Source organism: Bradyrhizobium cosmicum, from assembly GCF_032290525.1.
GTDB classification, from domain to species: Bacteria; Pseudomonadota; Alphaproteobacteria; order Rhizobiales; family Xanthobacteraceae; genus Bradyrhizobium; species Bradyrhizobium cosmicum_A.
On sequence record NZ_JASXTA010000023.1, the window covers coordinates 14,975 to 31,510 of the forward strand.

At 65.8% G+C, this 16,536-nt stretch carries 18 protein-coding genes; 11 read left to right on the forward strand and 7 right to left on the reverse strand.

Annotated elements, in window-relative coordinates; translation table 11 throughout:
- Nucleotides 1-116 precede the first annotated feature (116 nt).
- Genes plsY through QSV46_RS31570 form a run of 3 tightly spaced genes read right to left on the reverse strand, consistent with a single transcriptional unit; the run spans nt 117 to nt 3,003 of the window.
- Nucleotides 117-716, reverse strand: coding sequence for a glycerol-3-phosphate 1-O-acyltransferase PlsY (gene plsY / locus QSV46_RS31560; protein ID WP_314960798.1), 600 nt, complete (start codon nt 714-716; stop codon nt 117-119).
- A gap of 32 nt (nt 717-748) precedes the next feature.
- Nucleotides 749-2,050 (reverse strand): dihydroorotase, encoded by a 1,302-nt coding sequence (locus QSV46_RS31565; RefSeq protein ID WP_314960800.1) that lies wholly within the window; start codon nt 2,048-2,050, stop codon nt 749-751.
- 5 nt (nt 2,051-2,055) lie between these two features.
- On the reverse strand, nt 2,056-3,003 hold the full coding sequence (locus QSV46_RS31570) for an aspartate carbamoyltransferase catalytic subunit (protein ID WP_314960801.1): 948 nt from the start codon (nt 3,001-3,003) through the stop codon (nt 2,056-2,058).
- A 263-nt stretch (nt 3,004-3,266) separates the two neighbouring features.
- Here QSV46_RS31570 and QSV46_RS31575 point away from each other — a divergent pair, with 263 nt between their 5' ends.
- Genes QSV46_RS31575 through QSV46_RS31585 form a run of 3 tightly spaced genes read left to right on the forward strand, consistent with a single transcriptional unit; the run spans nt 3,267 to nt 6,436 of the window.
- A complete protein-coding gene (locus QSV46_RS31575; protein ID WP_314960973.1) occupies nt 3,267-3,983 on the forward strand; it encodes a M15 family metallopeptidase in 717 nt (238 codons plus the stop codon).
- Between the two features lie 21 nt (nt 3,984-4,004).
- Entirely contained in the window at nt 4,005-5,648 is a 1,644-nt protein-coding gene (locus tag QSV46_RS31580; RefSeq protein WP_314960803.1) for an acyl-CoA dehydrogenase family protein, read from the forward strand.
- A 23-nt stretch (nt 5,649-5,671) separates the two neighbouring features.
- Entirely contained in the window at nt 5,672-6,436 is a 765-nt protein-coding gene (locus tag QSV46_RS31585; RefSeq protein WP_314960975.1) for a CPBP family intramembrane glutamic endopeptidase, read from the forward strand.
- Here the strand turns inward: QSV46_RS31585 and QSV46_RS31590 are convergent.
- Together QSV46_RS31590 and ruvX are read right to left on the reverse strand one after the other, a co-directional pair.
- On the reverse strand, nt 6,433-7,356 hold the full coding sequence (locus QSV46_RS31590; RefSeq protein ID WP_314960804.1) for an AEC family transporter: 924 nt from the start codon (nt 7,354-7,356) through the stop codon (nt 6,433-6,435). The genes QSV46_RS31585 and QSV46_RS31590 overlap by 4 nt on opposite strands.
- Nucleotides 7,344-7,850, reverse strand: coding sequence for a Holliday junction resolvase RuvX (gene ruvX, locus QSV46_RS31595; RefSeq protein WP_314960806.1), 507 nt, complete (start codon nt 7,848-7,850; stop codon nt 7,344-7,346). The genes QSV46_RS31590 and ruvX overlap by 13 nt, the downstream gene beginning before the upstream one ends.
- A gap of 47 nt (nt 7,851-7,897) precedes the next feature.
- Here ruvX and QSV46_RS31600 point away from each other — a divergent pair, with 47 nt between their 5' ends.
- On the forward strand, nt 7,898-8,116 hold the full coding sequence (locus QSV46_RS31600) for a hypothetical protein (RefSeq protein WP_314960807.1): 219 nt from the start codon (nt 7,898-7,900) through the stop codon (nt 8,114-8,116).
- Between the two features lie 52 nt (nt 8,117-8,168).
- On the opposite strand, the gene QSV46_RS31605 is transcribed toward QSV46_RS31600, so the two are convergent.
- Complete coding sequence (locus QSV46_RS31605) at nt 8,169-9,104, reverse strand: cyclase family protein (RefSeq protein ID WP_314960808.1); 936 nt, start codon at nt 9,102-9,104, stop codon at nt 8,169-8,171.
- Between the two features lie 188 nt (nt 9,105-9,292).
- Nucleotides 9,293-10,183, reverse strand: a complete 891-nt coding sequence (locus QSV46_RS31610) for a LysR family transcriptional regulator (protein ID WP_314960809.1) — start codon at nt 10,181-10,183, stop codon at nt 9,293-9,295.
- A 97-nt stretch (nt 10,184-10,280) separates the two neighbouring features.
- Here QSV46_RS31610 and QSV46_RS31615 point away from each other — a divergent pair, with 97 nt between their 5' ends.
- From QSV46_RS31615 to gatB, 7 genes are all read left to right on the forward strand, one after another.
- Nucleotides 10,281-11,261: a nitronate monooxygenase gene (locus QSV46_RS31615; RefSeq protein WP_314960810.1), complete on the forward strand. Its 981-nt coding sequence runs from the start codon at nt 10,281-10,283 to the stop codon at nt 11,259-11,261.
- 17 nt (nt 11,262-11,278) lie between these two features.
- Nucleotides 11,279-12,355 carry a nitronate monooxygenase family protein gene (locus tag QSV46_RS31620; protein WP_314960811.1) on the forward strand — a complete coding sequence of 359 codons (1,077 nt, stop codon included), beginning with the start codon at nt 11,279-11,281 and terminating at the stop codon, nt 12,353-12,355.
- Nucleotides 12,356-12,432: 77 nt separating this feature from the next.
- Nucleotides 12,433-12,720: an Asp-tRNA(Asn)/Glu-tRNA(Gln) amidotransferase subunit GatC gene (gatC, locus tag QSV46_RS31625; RefSeq protein WP_314960812.1), complete on the forward strand. Its 288-nt coding sequence runs from the start codon at nt 12,433-12,435 to the stop codon at nt 12,718-12,720.
- 21 nt (nt 12,721-12,741) lie between these two features.
- Entirely contained in the window at nt 12,742-12,957 is a 216-nt protein-coding gene (locus QSV46_RS31630) for a hypothetical protein (protein ID WP_314960814.1), read from the forward strand.
- On the forward strand, nt 12,954-14,429 hold the full coding sequence (gene gatA, locus QSV46_RS31635) for an Asp-tRNA(Asn)/Glu-tRNA(Gln) amidotransferase subunit GatA (protein WP_314960816.1): 1,476 nt from the start codon (nt 12,954-12,956) through the stop codon (nt 14,427-14,429). The genes QSV46_RS31630 and gatA overlap by 4 nt, the downstream gene beginning before the upstream one ends.
- On the forward strand, nt 14,420-14,722 hold the full coding sequence (locus QSV46_RS31640) for a hypothetical protein (RefSeq protein ID WP_314960818.1): 303 nt from the start codon (nt 14,420-14,422) through the stop codon (nt 14,720-14,722). Before gatA ends, QSV46_RS31640 begins: the two co-directional genes overlap by 10 nt.
- Nucleotides 14,719-16,197 carry an Asp-tRNA(Asn)/Glu-tRNA(Gln) amidotransferase subunit GatB gene (gene gatB, locus QSV46_RS31645; RefSeq protein WP_314960819.1) on the forward strand — a complete coding sequence of 493 codons (1,479 nt, stop codon included), beginning with the start codon at nt 14,719-14,721 and terminating at the stop codon, nt 16,195-16,197. The genes QSV46_RS31640 and gatB overlap by 4 nt, the downstream gene beginning before the upstream one ends.
- Nucleotides 16,198-16,536: the final 339 nt, after the last annotated feature.

Sequence of the window (16,536 nt, forward strand, 5' to 3'; positions counted from 1 at the left end):
CAGGATGACAGGCATGGAACCCGTTCGCCACTCCGGCCGCGAGCAGCTTTGGAGTTGCGAACAGGATTTGGCATATAATGCGGTAGAGGTGCGGCGGTATCCGTACTTTTTCCGCGTTACGCTTTCTCGCCGATCCGGCTTTCCTTGCCCGCTTGCAACCGCTTGATGTTCTCGCGATGCGCGTAGAACAGGAGCAGCGTCAGTACTGCGAACAGCGATGTCAATTTGGGTTCGCTGATCCACCACCACAGGAACAGCGGCGTGACGAAGGCTGCGACCAGTGCGGAAAGCGACGAATAGCGGGTGGTGAAGGCGGTCGCGAGCCAGAGCAGGCAGAACACGAGTGCGCCCACTGGAATCAGACCGAGCAGGATTCCAATATAGACGGCGACGCCCTTGCCGCCCCGAAACTTGAGCCAGATCGGAAAAAGATGGCCGAGGAACGCACCGAACCCGGCTAGCAACGCCGCATCGAGGCCACCGACGCGAAATGCAATCACCACAGCCACGGTGCCCTTGAGGGCGTCGAGCAGTAGGGTGCCCGCGGCAAGGCTCTTGCGCCCCGTGCGCAGCACGTTGGTGGCACCAATGCTGCCGGAGCCGATCGAGCGGATATCCTGCGTGCCGGCGAGCTTGGTCAGAATCAAGCCGAACGGAATGGAGCCGAGCAGGTAGCCGATGACGAGCGCCACCGGCAGGAAGGCTTCAAACGGCATGGCCGCATCTCCATGTCGAACGATCCCGGACGCTAGACATGCTCGTAAACCGTTCGTCCGCCGACAATGGTGCGCACCACGCGGCCTGTAAAGCGGGCCTCGTCGAACGGCGTGTTCTTGCAGGGCGATTTGAGGTCGGCGGGATCGACCACCCAGGGCACGTCGGGATCGATCACGATGATGTCGGCCGGAGCACCCGTGCGCAGGGTTCCGCCTGGTAGCCCCAGGATCTCGGCCGGCCGGGTCGACATCGCCCGGATCAGCGTCTTCAGGTCCATCTCGCCATTGTGTACGAGCCGCAGGCCGGCGGGCAGCATGGTCTCGAGCCCGACGGCGCCGGGGGCGGCTTCCGCGAACGGCAGGCGCTTGACCTCGACGTCCTGCGGATTGTGATCGGACATGATGACGTCAATGAGGCCGGAGGCCACGGCTGCGACCAGTGCGCGGCGGTCGTCCTCGGTGCGGAGCGGCGGCGACAGTTTCAGGAACGAGCGGTAGGGGCCGATGTCGTTCTCGTTCAGCGCAAGATGGTTGATCGAAACCGAGGCGCTGACCGCGAGCCCGGCATCGCGGGCGCGTTTCAGGACGTCGAGCGAGTCGATGCAGGACAGCGAGGCCGCGTGATAGCGGCCGCCGGTGAGCGCGACGAGGCGCATGTCGCGCTCGAGCATCACGGCTTCCGCGGCGTTCGGGATGCCCATCAGGCCGAGGCGGCTCGCGAACTCGCCCTCGTTCATCACGCCCTCGCCGACGAGGTCGGGGTCCTCGGTGTGGTGCACGATCAGCGCGTCGAAATCGCGGGCGTAGGTCAGCGCGCGGCGCATCACCTGCGCATTGGTGACGCTTCGGTCGCCGTCGCTGAACGCGATGGCGCCCGCGGCCTTGAGCAGGCCGAACTCGGTCATCTCCTGGCCGTGCATGCCCTTGGTGAGCGCCGCCATCGGCTGGATGTTGACGATGGCGGTGTCGCGGGCGCGGCGCATGACGAAGTCGACCGTCGCCGAGTTATCGATCACCGGAGACGTGTCGGGCTGGCAAATGATGGTGGTGATGCCGCCGGTCGCCGCCGCCTGGCTCGCGGAGGCAAAGGTCTCGCGATGGCTGAAGCCGGGCTCGCCGACAAAGGCGCGCATGTCGATCAGGCCGGGCGCGACGATCTTGCCGGAGCAGTTGACGATGTCGGTGCCCTCGGGGACGCCGGCAGCGCCGATGCCGCGGCGAGTCTCGCGGATGGTGCCGTCGGCAATCAGGACGTCGCCGATGCCGTCGAAATCGCGCGACGGGTCGACGATGCGGGCGTTGGCGAGCAGGATGGGACGGCGATCGATCAGCATGGGCATCACGCGTTCGGCAGGTTACGGGCGAGCGCTTCCAGCACCGCCATGCGCACGGCGACGCCCATCTCCACCTGTTCGCGGATCAGGGACTGCGCGCCGTCGGCGACCGCGGTGTCGATCTCGACGCCGCGGTTCATCGGGCCGGGATGCATCACGAGCGCGTCAGGCTTGGCGTAAGCGAGCTTCTTCTGGTCCAGCCCGAAATAGTGGAAATACTCCGAGGTCGACGGCACGAAGGAGCCGTTCATGCGCTCGCGCTGGAGCCGCAGCATCATGACGATGTCGGCGCCGTTGAGTCCCTCGCGCATGTCGCGCGCGACCTCGACGCCCATCCGCTCGATGCCGGGCGGCAAGAGCGTGGAGGGGGCGACGACGCGGACGCGGGCGCCCATGGTGTTGAGCAGGATGATGTTGGAGCGGGCGACGCGCGAATGCAGCACGTCACCGCAGATCGCGATGACGAGCCCCTCGAGCCGGCCCTTGTTGCGCCGGATGGTGAGCGCGTCGAGCAGCGCCTGGGTCGGATGCTCATGGGCGCCGTCGCCGGCATTGATCACGGAACCGTCGACCTTGCGGGCCAGCAGTTCCACCGCGCCCGAGGCGTGATGCCGGACCACCAGGATATCCGGGTGCATGGCGTTCAGCGTCATCGCGGTGTCCACCAGCGTCTCGCCTTTTTTGATGGACGAGGAGGACACCGACATGTTCATGACGTCGGCGCCGAGGCGCTTGCCGGCGAGCTCGAACGAGGACTGGGTCCGGGTCGAGGCCTCGAAGAAGAGGTTCACCTGCGTCCGTCCACGCAGGACGGTGCGCTTCTTGTCAACCTGGCGGTTGAGCTCGACATATTCTTCGGACAGGTCGAGCAGGCCGCTGATGTCGGCCGCGGAAAGGCCCTCGATGCCCAGCAAATGCCGGTGGCCGAGGACAAAGGTCGATTTCGATGTCATTAAAGCGAGAGCTATAGGCGCGGATGGCGGGGGGAGCAAGGGCCAATGCCGGGGCAGGGAGTTATCCCCTGATAGTGCTCCTTCCTCCGTCATGCCCGGGCTTGTCCCGCCTGCGCGGCCGAAGCCGCTGCGGCGAGGCGAAGGCCCGGCATCCACGTTCCTGCATGCTCGCCGCAAAAAGGGCGTGGATGGCCGGGACAAGCCCGGCGATGACGGCGTGGGAGCATTCTGTGAAATCAATTCTGACAGCGCTCTTGGCGCTAATGACGATCAGCACCGCTCACGCCCAATCGCTCCCGGGCGGCTTCGTCTATCTGCGCGCTATCGATCCAACCATCATCCAGGATATCCGCTACGCCACCTCCAACAATTTCGTCGGCCGTCCGCTCGCCGGCTATGGTGCGGGCGAATGCGTGGTGAAGCGGGAGGTGGGACTGCGGCTGAAGGCGGTCCAGCAGGAGCTGGCGGCGCAAAACCTGTCGCTGAAAATGTTCGACTGCTACCGGCCGGCGCGGGCCTCGCTCGACATGGTGAGTTGGTCGCAGAACGGCCACGAGACGGCTGCCGAGCGGCGCTACAATCCGAAGATCCCGAAGACTGAGCTGTTCCGCCTCGGCTATATCGCGAGCCGCTCGCAGCATTCGACGGGAGCCGCCCTCGATCTCACGCTCGTCGATCTCAAGGCCGACAATTCCGCCAAATTCGATCCGTCGAAAACCTATGCCGATTGCACGGCGCCGGTCGAAGCGCGACTGCCGGAAGGCAGCGTCGATATGGGCACCGGCTACGATTGCACGGATACGAAAGGCCATACTGCGGCACCGTCGCTCACGTCGGATCAGCGCGCCTGGCGCAGGCGGCTGGTGGCTGCGATGGCGAAGCAAGACTTTGTGAACTATTCGAAGGAGTGGTGGCATTTTTCCCTGCCGGGGGCGGGCGGGGCGGCCTATGATTTCGCGATCCAGCCGCGGCGGAACTGATTCCGATCCGAGGAGGTGCCGATGAGCCAGCCCAGCTTCGCAACCCACGAGGTTTTCAACCAGTCGCCGCCGTTCGAGGACGTCGATCTGTTCGCCGCGGACCGGCCGCTGGTCGATGCGGTCAAGGCCAATGGCGGCGCGGCGGCGGAGCGGGAACTATCCGAGTTCGGCAAGCACTGGGGCTCGGCCGCGATGGCCGATCGCGGGCGCGCGGCGAACGAGAACACTCCGAAGCTGCGCAGCTTTGATGCAAAAGGAAATCGCCGCGACCAGGTCGAGTTTCATCCGGCCTATCACGAGCTGATGGCGCACAGCGCCCATGCCGGCGTGCACAATTCGACGTGGACGGCGGAGGGGAAGCCTGCGGGCGATGCCGCCGAGGTGATCCGCGCGGCACGATTCTACATCGCCGCGCAGGTCGAGACCGGCCATCTCTGTCCGATCACGATGACACGCGCCTCCGTCGCGGCACTGGCGATGCAGCCGGATTTGCTCGCGCGCGTGATGCCGGTGCTGTCGACCAGGAGCTACGATCCGAGCTTTGCGCCCTGGTCGGACAAGCGCGGGATGACGCTCGGCATGGGCATGACAGAGAAGCAGGGCGGCACCGACGTGCGCGCCAACACGACGCGCGCGGTGCGCGACGGCAGCGCCTATCGCGTCACCGGACACAAATGGTTCATGTCGGCGCCGATGTGCGACGCGTTCCTGGTGCTGGCGCAGGCCGAGGAGGGGCTGACCTGCTTCTTCATGCCGCGCTTTGCGCCCGACGGATCCGTCAATGCGATCCAGTTTCAGCGGCTGAAGGACAAGCTCGGCAACCGCTCCAATGCATCGTCCGAGGTCGAGTTCGCCGGCGCCTATGCGGAAGCCGTCGGTGAGGCGGGCAAGGGCATCCGCACCATCATCCAGATGGTGCAGCTGACGCGGCAGGATTGCGCGATCGCTTCCACCGGCCTGATGCGCTCGGGGCTCGCGCATGCCTTGCACCACGCCCGTCACCGCAGCGTATTCCAGAAGCATCTCGCCGATCAGCCCCTGATGCAAGCCGTGCTGTCCGACATGGCGCTGCATGTCGAGGCCAGCGTCGCGCTGGTAATGCGGCTCTGCCGCGCCTTCGACCGCATCCCGCATGATGCGGCGGAGGCCGCCTACATGCGGCTGCTCACGCCCGCGATCAAATACTGGACCTGCAAGAGCGCACCTAGCTTCCTCTACGAGGCGATGGAGTGCCTCGGCGGCAACGGCTATGTCGAGGACGGCATTCTGGCGCGGCACTACCGGGAAGCGCCCGTGAATGCGATCTGGGAAGGCTCGGGCAACGTCATGTGTCTCGACGTGCTGCGCGCGCTGGCGCGCGAGCCGGAGGCGGCGATGGCGGTGCTGCAATCACTGGCCGCCGAGACCAAAGGCCTGCCGGGCGCAGGTGAGGCGGCCGCTTTCGTCGGCCAGACCTTCCGCCGTGCCGACGGCGAGCGCGTCGCGCGGCTCGCGGTCGAGAAGCTGGCGCTGCTTGCCGCGGCCGCCGCACTCAACGGCGTGTCGCCGCGCCATGCCGAACTGTTCGCCGCCACGCGCCTCGCCAGCACCCACGCCGGCATGTATGGCGCGGTGGAGCTGGAGAGCGGTGACGCGCGCGCGCTGCTGGAACGGGCGCTGCCGTGAGCCTCCCCAACGAAAGCCTCCTGATGGACTCCCTCAATCCCGACCATCCGCCACTCATGGTGGCGCCTGCGACACCGCGCGTCTGGATGTTCTTCGGCACCTCGCTCTGGGGCATCGTCATCTTCGCTGCGATGTTCGTCGGGCAGATCGGTGCCATCGTCTATCTGGTCTGGGTCGCCGGCGACCCCGTTGACCTGACATCGATGCAGCGCGTCGGTCGCGAGCCGGCGTCGCTCGCGTTTTCGGTCACGATGGGCCTGCCGGCGACGCTGGCCGCCGTGTGGCTGGCCATTCGCATCAAGAAGGCCTCCTTCGTCGACTATCTCGCGCTGCATTGGCCGTCCTGGAAGCAACTCCTGTTCGGCACGGTCGGGTTGATCCTGATTGTGGTCGCCTGGGAGACGCTGTCGCGGAGCCTGGGCCGCGAGGCGACGCCGGGCTTCATGACTGACCTGTTGAAATCCGGCCGCGACAAAGGCGCGGCCTTGATGCTGCTGTTCGCCTTCAGCGTGGCAGCGCCCATGTCCGAAGAGGTCCTCGCCCGCGGCTTTCTCTTCCGCGGCTGGTCGGCGAGCTTCCTGCGGGTGCCGGGCGCGATTATCCTGTCGTCGCTGGTGTGGACGGTCGTGCATCTGCAGTACGACATGTACTTCCTCGCCGAGGTCTTCACTATTGGCCTCTGGTTCGGCTACATGCGCTATCGCGCCAATTCGCTCTGGCTCACCATCGTGCTGCATGCGCTGAACAACCTGACCGCGGTGGTGCTGACGATGTGGCTGGGGAGCTAGGCCACCAGCGCGATCGCGATCGGCATCGTGATCGCCGCCAAAATCGTCTGCAGCGTGATGATCTGCGCCAGCAGGGGCGCATCGCCGCCCATCTGGCGGGCCAGCACATAGGCGCTGGGCGAGGTCGGCACCGCCCCGCAGATCGCGACGATGGCGAGGCTGTCGCCGGACAGGCCAAACCAAGCGGCAAGCAGCAGGGCGAGCAACGGCATCAGGACCAGCTTGAACCCCACGCCGAGCGTTGCGCCTATGCTCGGGCGGAGCAGGCCCTTAAGCTGCAGGCCGGCGCCGGTGACGAGCAGGCCGATGGCGAGCGAGGAGCGGCTCAGTGCGTCCGCCACCTCATGCCAGATCTTCGGCAGTGGCAGGTGCAGCAGGTTGACGGCGAGCCCGATCGCGCAGGCCCAGATCAGGGGATTGCGGATCACCGTCATGACGATGGCGCGCGCGGACTGTTTCTCGGGCGATGCATAGTGCGCGAGCACGGCGACACTGAAGACGTTGACCATCGGAATGATCGCGACCATGGCGACGGACGCCAGCGCCAGTCCGACATCGCCGAACATGTTGGCGGAGACGGAGAGCGCCACATAGGTCTGCCAGCGCGTCGCACCCTGGAAGATCGAGGTGAAGGCGGGACCGTCGATAGCCAGCCGCGCCAGCGCCGGGCGGAGCGCGAGGCAGAGCAGCGACATCGCTAACGCCGCTAGCAGCAGCGCGCCGCCGACGCCTGCGACCGGCACTTTTGAAAGGTCGGCCTTCACCAGCGTCTGGATCAGCAGCATCGGGAACAGGACGAAATAGGTCAGCCGCTCCAGCCCGTGCCATTGGGTATCCAGCCGCATCAGACTATGCCTCAGCACCACGCCGAGCACGATGAGGATGAAGACCGGCAGCAGCGCCGCGATCACCACGGCCATGGATCAGCCGGCCCCGGGCTGGCACGCAGATTGGCGAGACGGTCGAGCGCGCCTTGCAGGATGAAGATCGCGGCGTGTTCGTCGATCACCTCGGCGCGTTTGGCGCGGCTGACGTCCATGCCGATCAGCTCGCGCTCGACCGCCGCGGTCGACAGACGTTCGTCCCAGAGGCCGATCGGCAGTGAGGTGAGCCCGGCAAGATTGCGGGCGAAGGCGCGGGTGGATTGCGCGCGCGGGCCCTCGCTGCCGTCCATGTTGATGGGCAGGCCGAGCACGAAGCCGACCGCCTTGCGCTCGGTGGCGATCGCGAGCAGCCGGGCGGCGTCCTGCTTGAACGCCTTGCGCTGGATGGTCTCGACGCCGGTCGCCAGCCGCCGGTCCGGATTGGACACGGCAACGCCGATGGTCTTGGTGCCGAGGTCGAGGCCGATCAGCCCACCGCGTTCGGGCCAGTGGGTTGCAGCATCGACGAGGGGCAGGATAAGAGCCGGCATGGCGTTAGCGCATATCACGCGTCGCGCTGCGGAGTGAACCCTGAACAATGGATGCACTGACACTATTCGGCCTGTTTGCCGTGTCCGCCATGCTGGTCTGCTATGCCCTGGAGGACCGCAGCCATTGGTTCGTGCTGCTGTTCGCGGTGTCCTGCGCGTTCGGCTCGGCCTACGGTTTTCTCCAGGGCGCCTGGCCGTTCGGCCTCGTCGAGGCGATCTGGGCCGTCGTCGCACTGCGGCGATGGCATCTCAGGCCGCAGAGATAGTTCGGGCGAGGGGCCTGCGGTGCGGCAGGCTGATCCTCGCCCGGTTATCAGATCAGCGGATCGCGATCGGGTTGATCATCGCCTGCACGCCGCCGGTCCAGCGCGGCTGTCCCAGCACGAACAGGAATTCATAGCCCTTGTCCCGAGCGAGCGCGGCCGTGTCCATGTTCTCGAGGATGTAGGTCCCGTTCATCGCGAGCAGGATCTGGTGCACCTCGAACACGTTGTTCGACTCGAACGGCAGCACCTCGAGGCCCCAGGTGTCGGCGCCGACCGCGACGACGCCCTTGCCGGTCAGGTACTTTGCGCCTTCGACGCCCAGACCCGGCTCGCCGGCCGAATAGCGCTTGTCGTCCTTGCCGATCAGGCTGAGCCAGCCGGTGTGGAAGATGACGACATCGCCCTGGCGGATCTCGACGCCCTGCTTCTTGGCGGCCTCCTCGATCTCCTTGACGTTGAAGGCGGTGCCTTCCTTCACCACGTCGGTGTTGAAATAGGCCGCCATGTCGAGCAGCACGCCGCGGGTGACCATCGGCGGCACCTTCTCGATGCCGAGCTTCTTCAGCCCGTTCGGATCGGCGAAATCGGCGAGCTTGTTGCCGTTGTAGTAGACGTGCTCGACGCCGAGATGGCCGAGGCCGTCGAGCTGGCTGCCGATGCCGACCCAGGTGTCCAGGATGTCATCGTTATAGGTCGCCTTGTTGGGACCGAGACCGGGGCTGCCGGCCTGACCGGGCTGCACGATGGTGAGCTTGAACGCGCGCGGCGGATAGGCCGGCGTCTGCGGCGTGACGGGAATGCCGAGCGCGTAGGTCTTGCCGGTCTTCACCAGGGACGCAGCCTTCAGCACGAGCTCGGGCGTCATGTAGTTGGCGGCGCCGATCTCGTCAGTCGGCCCCCATTTCGATTTGGTCCAGTCCTGTGCGCTTGCTGTTTCGATCGTCGCCGACAATGCGGCGACACAGCACAACACGAGCGTATTGCGCATCGATAGTCCTCCCGATGTTTATTGCTTCGTTTTGGTTTCGCGCTGGCTAGTCGCTCATCCTAACGTGGAATGGTCACGGCCTTCAAAGCTTTTCGATGTGCTGCGCTGCGATGGCTGAAGGCAGTGCAGATCGAGTCACGCGCGATGGATTTGTGACGAATTTCGCTGCGTGGAACGCAGTGCCTGCATCAAGCCGCGATGACGGCGTCGTCCTGCTTCAGGCAGGCGGCAAAACCGCTGAGCGCGCTGGTTTGATGTCCGGCGCTGCGCTGGATGAAGAGCGTCTCGACACGCGCGTGCGGGGCGCTCAGCGTGTGGATCGACACGCTGCCGTTCATCGCGCTGCGTTCGACGACGGCACGCGGCAGCAGCGTCACGCCCATATCGGCGGCGACGCAGCCGATCATGCCGTCGAGCGTGCCGAGCTCGAAGCGGGCGGCCGAGGGCCAGCCGAACTCGACGAACACCTGCTCGAGCCGCTGGCGGTAAGTGCAGCCGGTGCGGAACGCCAGGGCGGTCGGGCCCGACTCCGGCGTGCCGGCACGCAGCTCTGCCAACGACGCCCAACGCCGCGCGGTGACCAGCACCAGCTCTTCGCGAAAGGCGCTGGTCGCAATGAGGTCGGCATGTGCAATGGGGCCCGCGACGAAGGCGCCGTCGAGCGTGCCTTCGAGCACGCAGGCGACGAGGTCAGCCGTGGGCGCCGTGCGCAGGCTCAGCCGCACGGCGGGGAAGCGGCGGTGGAATTCGGCGAGCAGGGGCGGCAATCGAACGGCGGCCGTCGTTTCCATCGAGCCGATCGCGAGCGGCCCCTTCGGCTCGCCATCGTCGCGGGCGGCAAGCACGGCCTCGCGTGACAACGCCGCCATTCGCTGTGCGTAGGGGAGGAGGCGCTTGCCGGCGCCGGTCAGCGTCATGCCGCGGCTGTGGCGCTCGAATAGCGCCGTGCCGATCTCCGCCTCCAGCGCCTTGACGCGCTGGGTGACGTTGGATTGCACCGTGTTGAGCTCTTCGGCGGCGCGGGTGATGCCGCCGGTGCGGGCGACCGCCGCAAAGGTCTGGATATCGCTGAGTTCCATGGCATCGTTCCGCGTTTGAGATGGCAGCGTTCGTAACAATTCATTTTTCGAGAATGCTAGCCGGCTCTAGGGTTGGTGTCCAGACCGGGAGGGTGCCATGCCGATCGCGACGCCGCTGACCACGCTGCTGGAAATCACGCATCCCATCCTGCTGGCTCCGATGGATGTCGTCGCTGGCAGTCGTCTGGTCACGGCCGTCAGCCGGGCCGGCGGCTTTGGCATCCTTGGGGGCGGCTATGGCGAGAAGGCCTGGCTGGAGCAGGAGACGGGGAAGCTCGCGAATTTACGCGCGCCATTCGGCATCGGCTTCATCACCTGGAGCCTCGCCAGGGGGCCCGAGCTTCTCGACATCGCGCTGGTCGCAAAACCGTCTGCGGTCATGTTGTCGTTCGGCGATCCCGCTCCGTTCGCGTCAAAGATCAAGTCGGCAGGTGCGCGCCTGATCTGCCAGGTGCAGGACGAGGCGATGGCGCGGCAGGCGCTCGATGCCGGGGCCGATGTCCTCATCGCGCAGGGGACGGAGGCGGGTGGCCACGGTGCCTCCCGTACCACCGTCGACCTCGTGCCTGCCATTGTCGATCTCGCGGCGGGCCATGTGCCTGTCGTCGCGGCCGGCGGTATTGCCGACGGGCGCGGGCTCGCCGCCATGATGATGCTGGGCGCGAGCGGCGTGCTGCTCGGGACGCGCTTCTATGCGAGCCAGGAGGCTGACGGCGCGGAGGAAGCCAAGCGACGCATCTGCGCGGCGGATAGCGGCTCGACCGTGCGCGGCATTCTCTTCGATCTCTCCCGCAACAATGTCTGGCCGGCGCCGTTCACGGGACGCTGCCTGGTCAACGACCATGCCAGACGCTGGATCGGGCGCGAGGTCGAACTGATGCAGAATGTTGCCGCAGTCGCGGCGGACTATGCCGCGGCAAAGGCCGCCGGCAATTTCGACGTCGCGGCGGTGATTGCGGGCGAGGCGGTCGGCCTGATCCATGATATTCCACCGGCGGCGGAGATCGTCGAACGCGTTGCGGCCGAGGCCGAGCAGCTCATCGCTGGCCGTCGCAATTCCATTGCTTCCGCCGCCTGAAATGCGAGAGACACACCATGTGGCCTGACCGTCGACTGATCGATCTCTTCAAGACCGAATTCCCCATCGTACTGGCGCCGATGGCCGGTGTGATGGATGCGGAGCTGGTGATCGCCGTGGCAGAGGGTGGCGGGCTCGGCTCGCTGCCGAGCGCGATGCTGATGCCCGAAAAGGCGCGCGAGCAGGTCAACACAATTCGCCAGCGCGTGAAGGCGCCGGTCAACATGAACTTCTTCTGCCACACGCCGGTCGATCTCACGCCTGAGGCCGAGGCGCGCTGGAAGCAGCGGCTCGCGGGTTATTACACCGAGCATGGTCTCGATCCGGCGGCACCGATCAACGCCGCGAACCGCGCGCCGTTCGATGCCTCTTTCTGCGAGGTTGTCGAGCAACTGAAGCCCGAAGTGGTCAGCTTTCATTTCGGCCTGCCGGAGCAGGCCCTGCTCAAGCGCGTCAAGGCGGCCGGCTGTCTCGTCATCTCGTCTGCCACGACAGTGAAGGAAGCGGTCTGGCTCGAGCAGCACGGCGTCGATGCTGTGATCGCGCAAGGCGCCGAGGCGGGTGGCCATCGCGGCATGTTCCTGACCGACAAGATATCCGAGCAGCCCGGCACGTTTGCGCTGGTGCCGCAGGTCGCCGATGCCGTGAAGGTGCCCATCATCGCGGCGGGCGGCATCGCCGACGGGCGCGGCATTGCCGCGGCCTTCGCGCTGGGTGCCTCCGGTGTGCAGATCGGCAGCGCCTATCTGCGCTGCCCGGAATCCAAGGTCAGTGCGGGCGGCCGCAAGGCGCTGGCTGAGGCGCGGGACGATTCCACTGTCATCACCAATGTCATGACGGGACGCCCGGCGCGCGGCGTGCAAAACCGCCTGATGCGCGAGGCCGGTCCGATCTCGCCGGATGCGCCGCCGTTTCCCCATGCCGCGACCGCGCTGGGGCCGCTGAAGGCGGCGGCCGAAAGACAGGGCAGGGTGGATTTCACCAATCTCTGGGCCGGCCAGGCCGTCGCCCTCGGCCGTGAGGTCCCCGCAGCCGATTTGACCCGGGATCTCGCCAGATCGGCGCTGGCGCGCATGAAAACGCTGGCTGGATAGCGGGAAAGCGCCGGTTGCGGCGCAAAACCGGCCTCTGCTATACGGCACATAGGTTTTGCCGCGAGAGGCCTTATATAATGTCCGTCGACACCGTTACCGTCCGCCGCATCGCGCATCTGGCGCGCATTGCGGTTTCCGAGGGCGAGGTTCCGCATCTTCAGGGCGAGCTCAACGCCATGCTCGCCTTCGTCGAGCAGCTCTCCGAGGTCAATGTCGAGGGCGTGGAGCCCATGACCTCGGTCACCCCGATGCAGATGAAGAAGCGGCAGGACGTGGTCAGTGACGGCGAGATGGCCGACGATATCGTTGCCAACGCGCCCGCGACCGAAGGTCACTTCTTCCTGGTGCCCAAGGTTGTTGAATAGTTCAATTCAGGACGCTGTCCGATGTGCATGCTCTGTCACGATGAGAAGGCCTATCAGGCCTACATGAACTATCTCGACAAGATGGAGCGGCAGGGCAAGGCTGCCGACCCCAACGTCGCCGTCAATGCCGTGCTCGACGAGATCGAGGCCGCCGCGAACGCCGCCGCCAAGAAAAAAGACGACCCGGCCAACGACAAGACCCTGTCTCCATTCTTCTGCAGCCCGATCAATAAATGACCGATTTGACATCGCTGACGCTCGCCGAGGCCCGCAAGGGCCTCGCGGCCAAGACTTTCACGTCACTCGAGCTGACCGACGCGCATCTGAGCGCGATCGAAGCCGCGCGCGTGCTCAATGCCTTCGTGATGGAGACGCCGGATCGCGCGCGCGACATGGCGAAGGCAGTGGACGAGAAGATTGCCAAGGGCGACGCCGGTCCGCTCGCGGGCATCCCGCTCGGCATCAAGGACCTGTTCGCGACCAGGGGCGTGCGCACCACGGCGTGCTCGAAGATCCTCGGCAATTTCGTGCCGACCTATGAGTCCACCGTCACCTCGCAGCTGTGGCGCGACGGCGCGGTGATGCTCGGCAAGCTCAACAATGACGAGTTCGCGATGGGCTCGGCGAACGAGACCTCGTGCTTCGGCCCCGTCGGCAATCCGTGGCGGCGCGAGGGGAGCAACACGACGCTGGTGCCGGGCGGCTCGTCCGGCGGCTCGGCTTCGGCCGTGGCAGCGCTGCTGTGCATGGGCGCGACCGCGACCGACACCGGCGGCTCGATCCGCCAGCCGGCGGCCTTCACCGCCACCGTCGGCATCAAGCCGACCTATGGCCGCTGTTCGCGCTGGGGCATCGTCGCCTTTGCCTCCTCGCTCGACCAGGCCGGTCCGATCGCGCGCAGCGTGCGCGACAGCGCGATGCTGCTGCGCTCGATGGCCGGGCACGATCCGAAGGACACGACCTCGGTCGACCTTCCCGTGCCGGACTACGAGGCAGCGATCGGCAAGTCCGTGAAGGGCATCAGGATCGGCATTCCCAAGGAGTACCGCCTCGACGGCATGCCGCCCGAGATCGAGAAGCTGTGGAGTGAGGGCGCAGCCTGGCTCAAGGCGGCCGGCGCCGAGCTCGTCGAGGTCTCGCTGCCGCACACCAAATACGCGCTGCCGGCCTATTACATCGTGGCGCCGGCCGAGGCCTCGTCCAACCTCGCCCGCTATGACGGCGTGCGCTACGGCCTGCGCGAGCAGGGCAGGAACATCACCGAACTCTATGAGAACACGCGCGCCGATGGCTTTGGCGCCGAGGTGAAGCGGCGCGTCATGATCGGCACCTACGTGCTCTCGGCCGGCTATTACGACGCGTATTATTTGCGCGCCCAGAAGGTGCGCACGCTGATCAAGAAGGATTTCGAGGATTGCTTCGCCGGGGGCGTCGACGCGATCCTGACGCCGGCGACGCCGTCGGCGGCCTTCGGCATCGGCGAGAAGGGCGGCGCCGATCCGGTCGAGATGTATCTCAACGACATCTTCACGGTCACCGTGAACATGGCGGGGCTGCCGGGCATCGCCGTGCCCGCCGGCAAGGACGCGCAGGGCCTGCCGCTCGGCCTGCAACTGATCGGCCGTCCGTTCGACGAGGAGACGCTGTTCTCGCTCGGCGAGGTGATCGAGCAGGCCGCCGGCCGCTTCACGCCCGCGAGGTGGTGGTGAATGTCGCCGCTTTCATCGCGAGCCTCGATGGCGCGGCACCGGCGCAGGAATTGAACGCGCCGCTCGCCGGCCTCTGGTGGGCCGGCAAGGGCGACTGGGACCGCGCGCACAAGATCGTCCAGGACGAGAGCAGCCGTGAGGCGGCCTGGGTGCACGCCTATCTGCACCGGGTCGAGGGCGATCTCGGCAATGCCGGCTACTGGTATCGCCAGGCCGGCCAGCCCGCTGCAAAGGATTCATTGGAAGCAGAGTGGGAGCGGATCGCTGCCACGCTGCTCGGGAGCACGACATGAGCACGGCCACGCACAAGCTTCTCAAGGGCGCCACCGGTGACTGGGAGATGGTGATCGGCATGGAGATCCATGCCCAGGTGACCTCGAATTCGAAATTGTTCTCGGGCGCCTCGACCGCGTTCGGCGGCGAGCCGAACAGCCACGTGTCGCTGGTCGACGCGGCGATGCCGGGCATGCTGCCCGTCATCAACGAGGAATGCGTCAGGCAGGCTGTCCGGACCGGGCTGGGGCTGAACGCGCAGATCAATCTGCGTTCGGTGTTCGACCGCAAGAACTATTTCTATCCGGACTCGCCGCAGGGCTACCAGATCAGCCAGTACAAATCGCCGATCGTCGGCGAAGGCGAGGTCGAGGTCGAACTGGACGGCGGCAGGACCGCGACCATCGGGATCGAGCGGCTGCATCTGGAGCAGGATGCCGGCAAGTTGCTGCACGACCAGTCGCCGAACATGTCCCAGGTCGACCTCAACCGCTGCGGTGTGGCGCTGATGGAGATCGTGTCCAAGCCGGACATCCGTGATGCCGAGCAGGCCAAAGCGTATGTGACCAAGCTGCGCTCGATCCTGCGCTATCTCGGCACCTGCGACGGCGACATGGAGAAGGGGAGCTTGCGCGCGGACGTCAACGTCTCGGTGCGCAGGCCCGGTGCACCGCTCGGCACCCGCTGCGAGATCAAGAACATGAACTCGATCACGTTCATCGGCCAGGCGATCGAGTACGAGGCGCGGCGCCAGATCGAAATTTTGGAGGACGGCGGCCAGATCGACCAGGAGACCCGTCTCTACGATCCCAACAAGGGCGAGACGCGCTCGATGCGGTCCAAGGAAGAGGCGCACGACTATCGCTACTTCCCCGATCCGGACCTGCTGCCGCTGGAGTTCTCGCAAAGCTTCGTCGACGAACTGAAGAGCGAGCTGCCGGAGCTGCCGGACCAGAAGAAGACGCGCTTCGTCGCCGATTTTGGGTTGTCGGCTTATGACGCGAGCGTGCTGGTTGCCGAGCGCGAGAGCGCGGTGTTCTACGAGACGGTGCTGGACAAGCTCGGCAACCGCGCCCGCGACGGCAAGATGGCGGCAAACTGGGTGATCAACGAACTGTTCGGGCGCCTCAACAAGGAAGGCCGGAATATTACGGGCTCTCCGGTTGGCGCCGAGCAGTTGGCTGCGATCATCGACCTGATCGGCGAGGGCACGATCTCCGGCAAGATCGCCAAGGATCTGTTCGAGATCGTCTGGCAGGAGGGCGGCGATCCCCGCGCGCTGGTCGAAAGCCGCGGCATGAAGCAGGTGACTGATCTTTCGGCAATCGAAAAGGTTGTCGACGACATCATCGCGGCCAATCCCGACAAGGCGGCGCAGGTGAAGGACAAGCCGCAGTCGCTCGGCTGGTTCGTCGGCCAGGTGATGAAGGCGTCCGGCGGCAAGGCCAACCCGCAGAGCGTCAACGACCTCTTGAAGTCCAAGCTCGGCGTCTGACGTCACGCGTTCGAACGAGGTGACGATACGCGTCGTCACCTCGCTTTCAGTTCGCGATGCGACGCTCGCGCGCATCCTCGAACGGCAAACTCCATCTCGATCGACAGCTCCGCGGCGACCGAATCGCCGGCACGCGATTCGCGCAAAACGGCGGCTTGACCACGCCCCGACGAGCGCTCGCGCCGTTAAGCATGAAAATATTTTCGTTGCCAAAACTCGCGACTCAGAGTCCGCGAAACGCTTTTGCGAGGCGATCTCGCTCGTCGCGAGACGCGTGATCGCGCTGATCATCCGCAATGCGTGAGTGCAAAAAAATACTTTCTGCATAGTGTTTTCTTG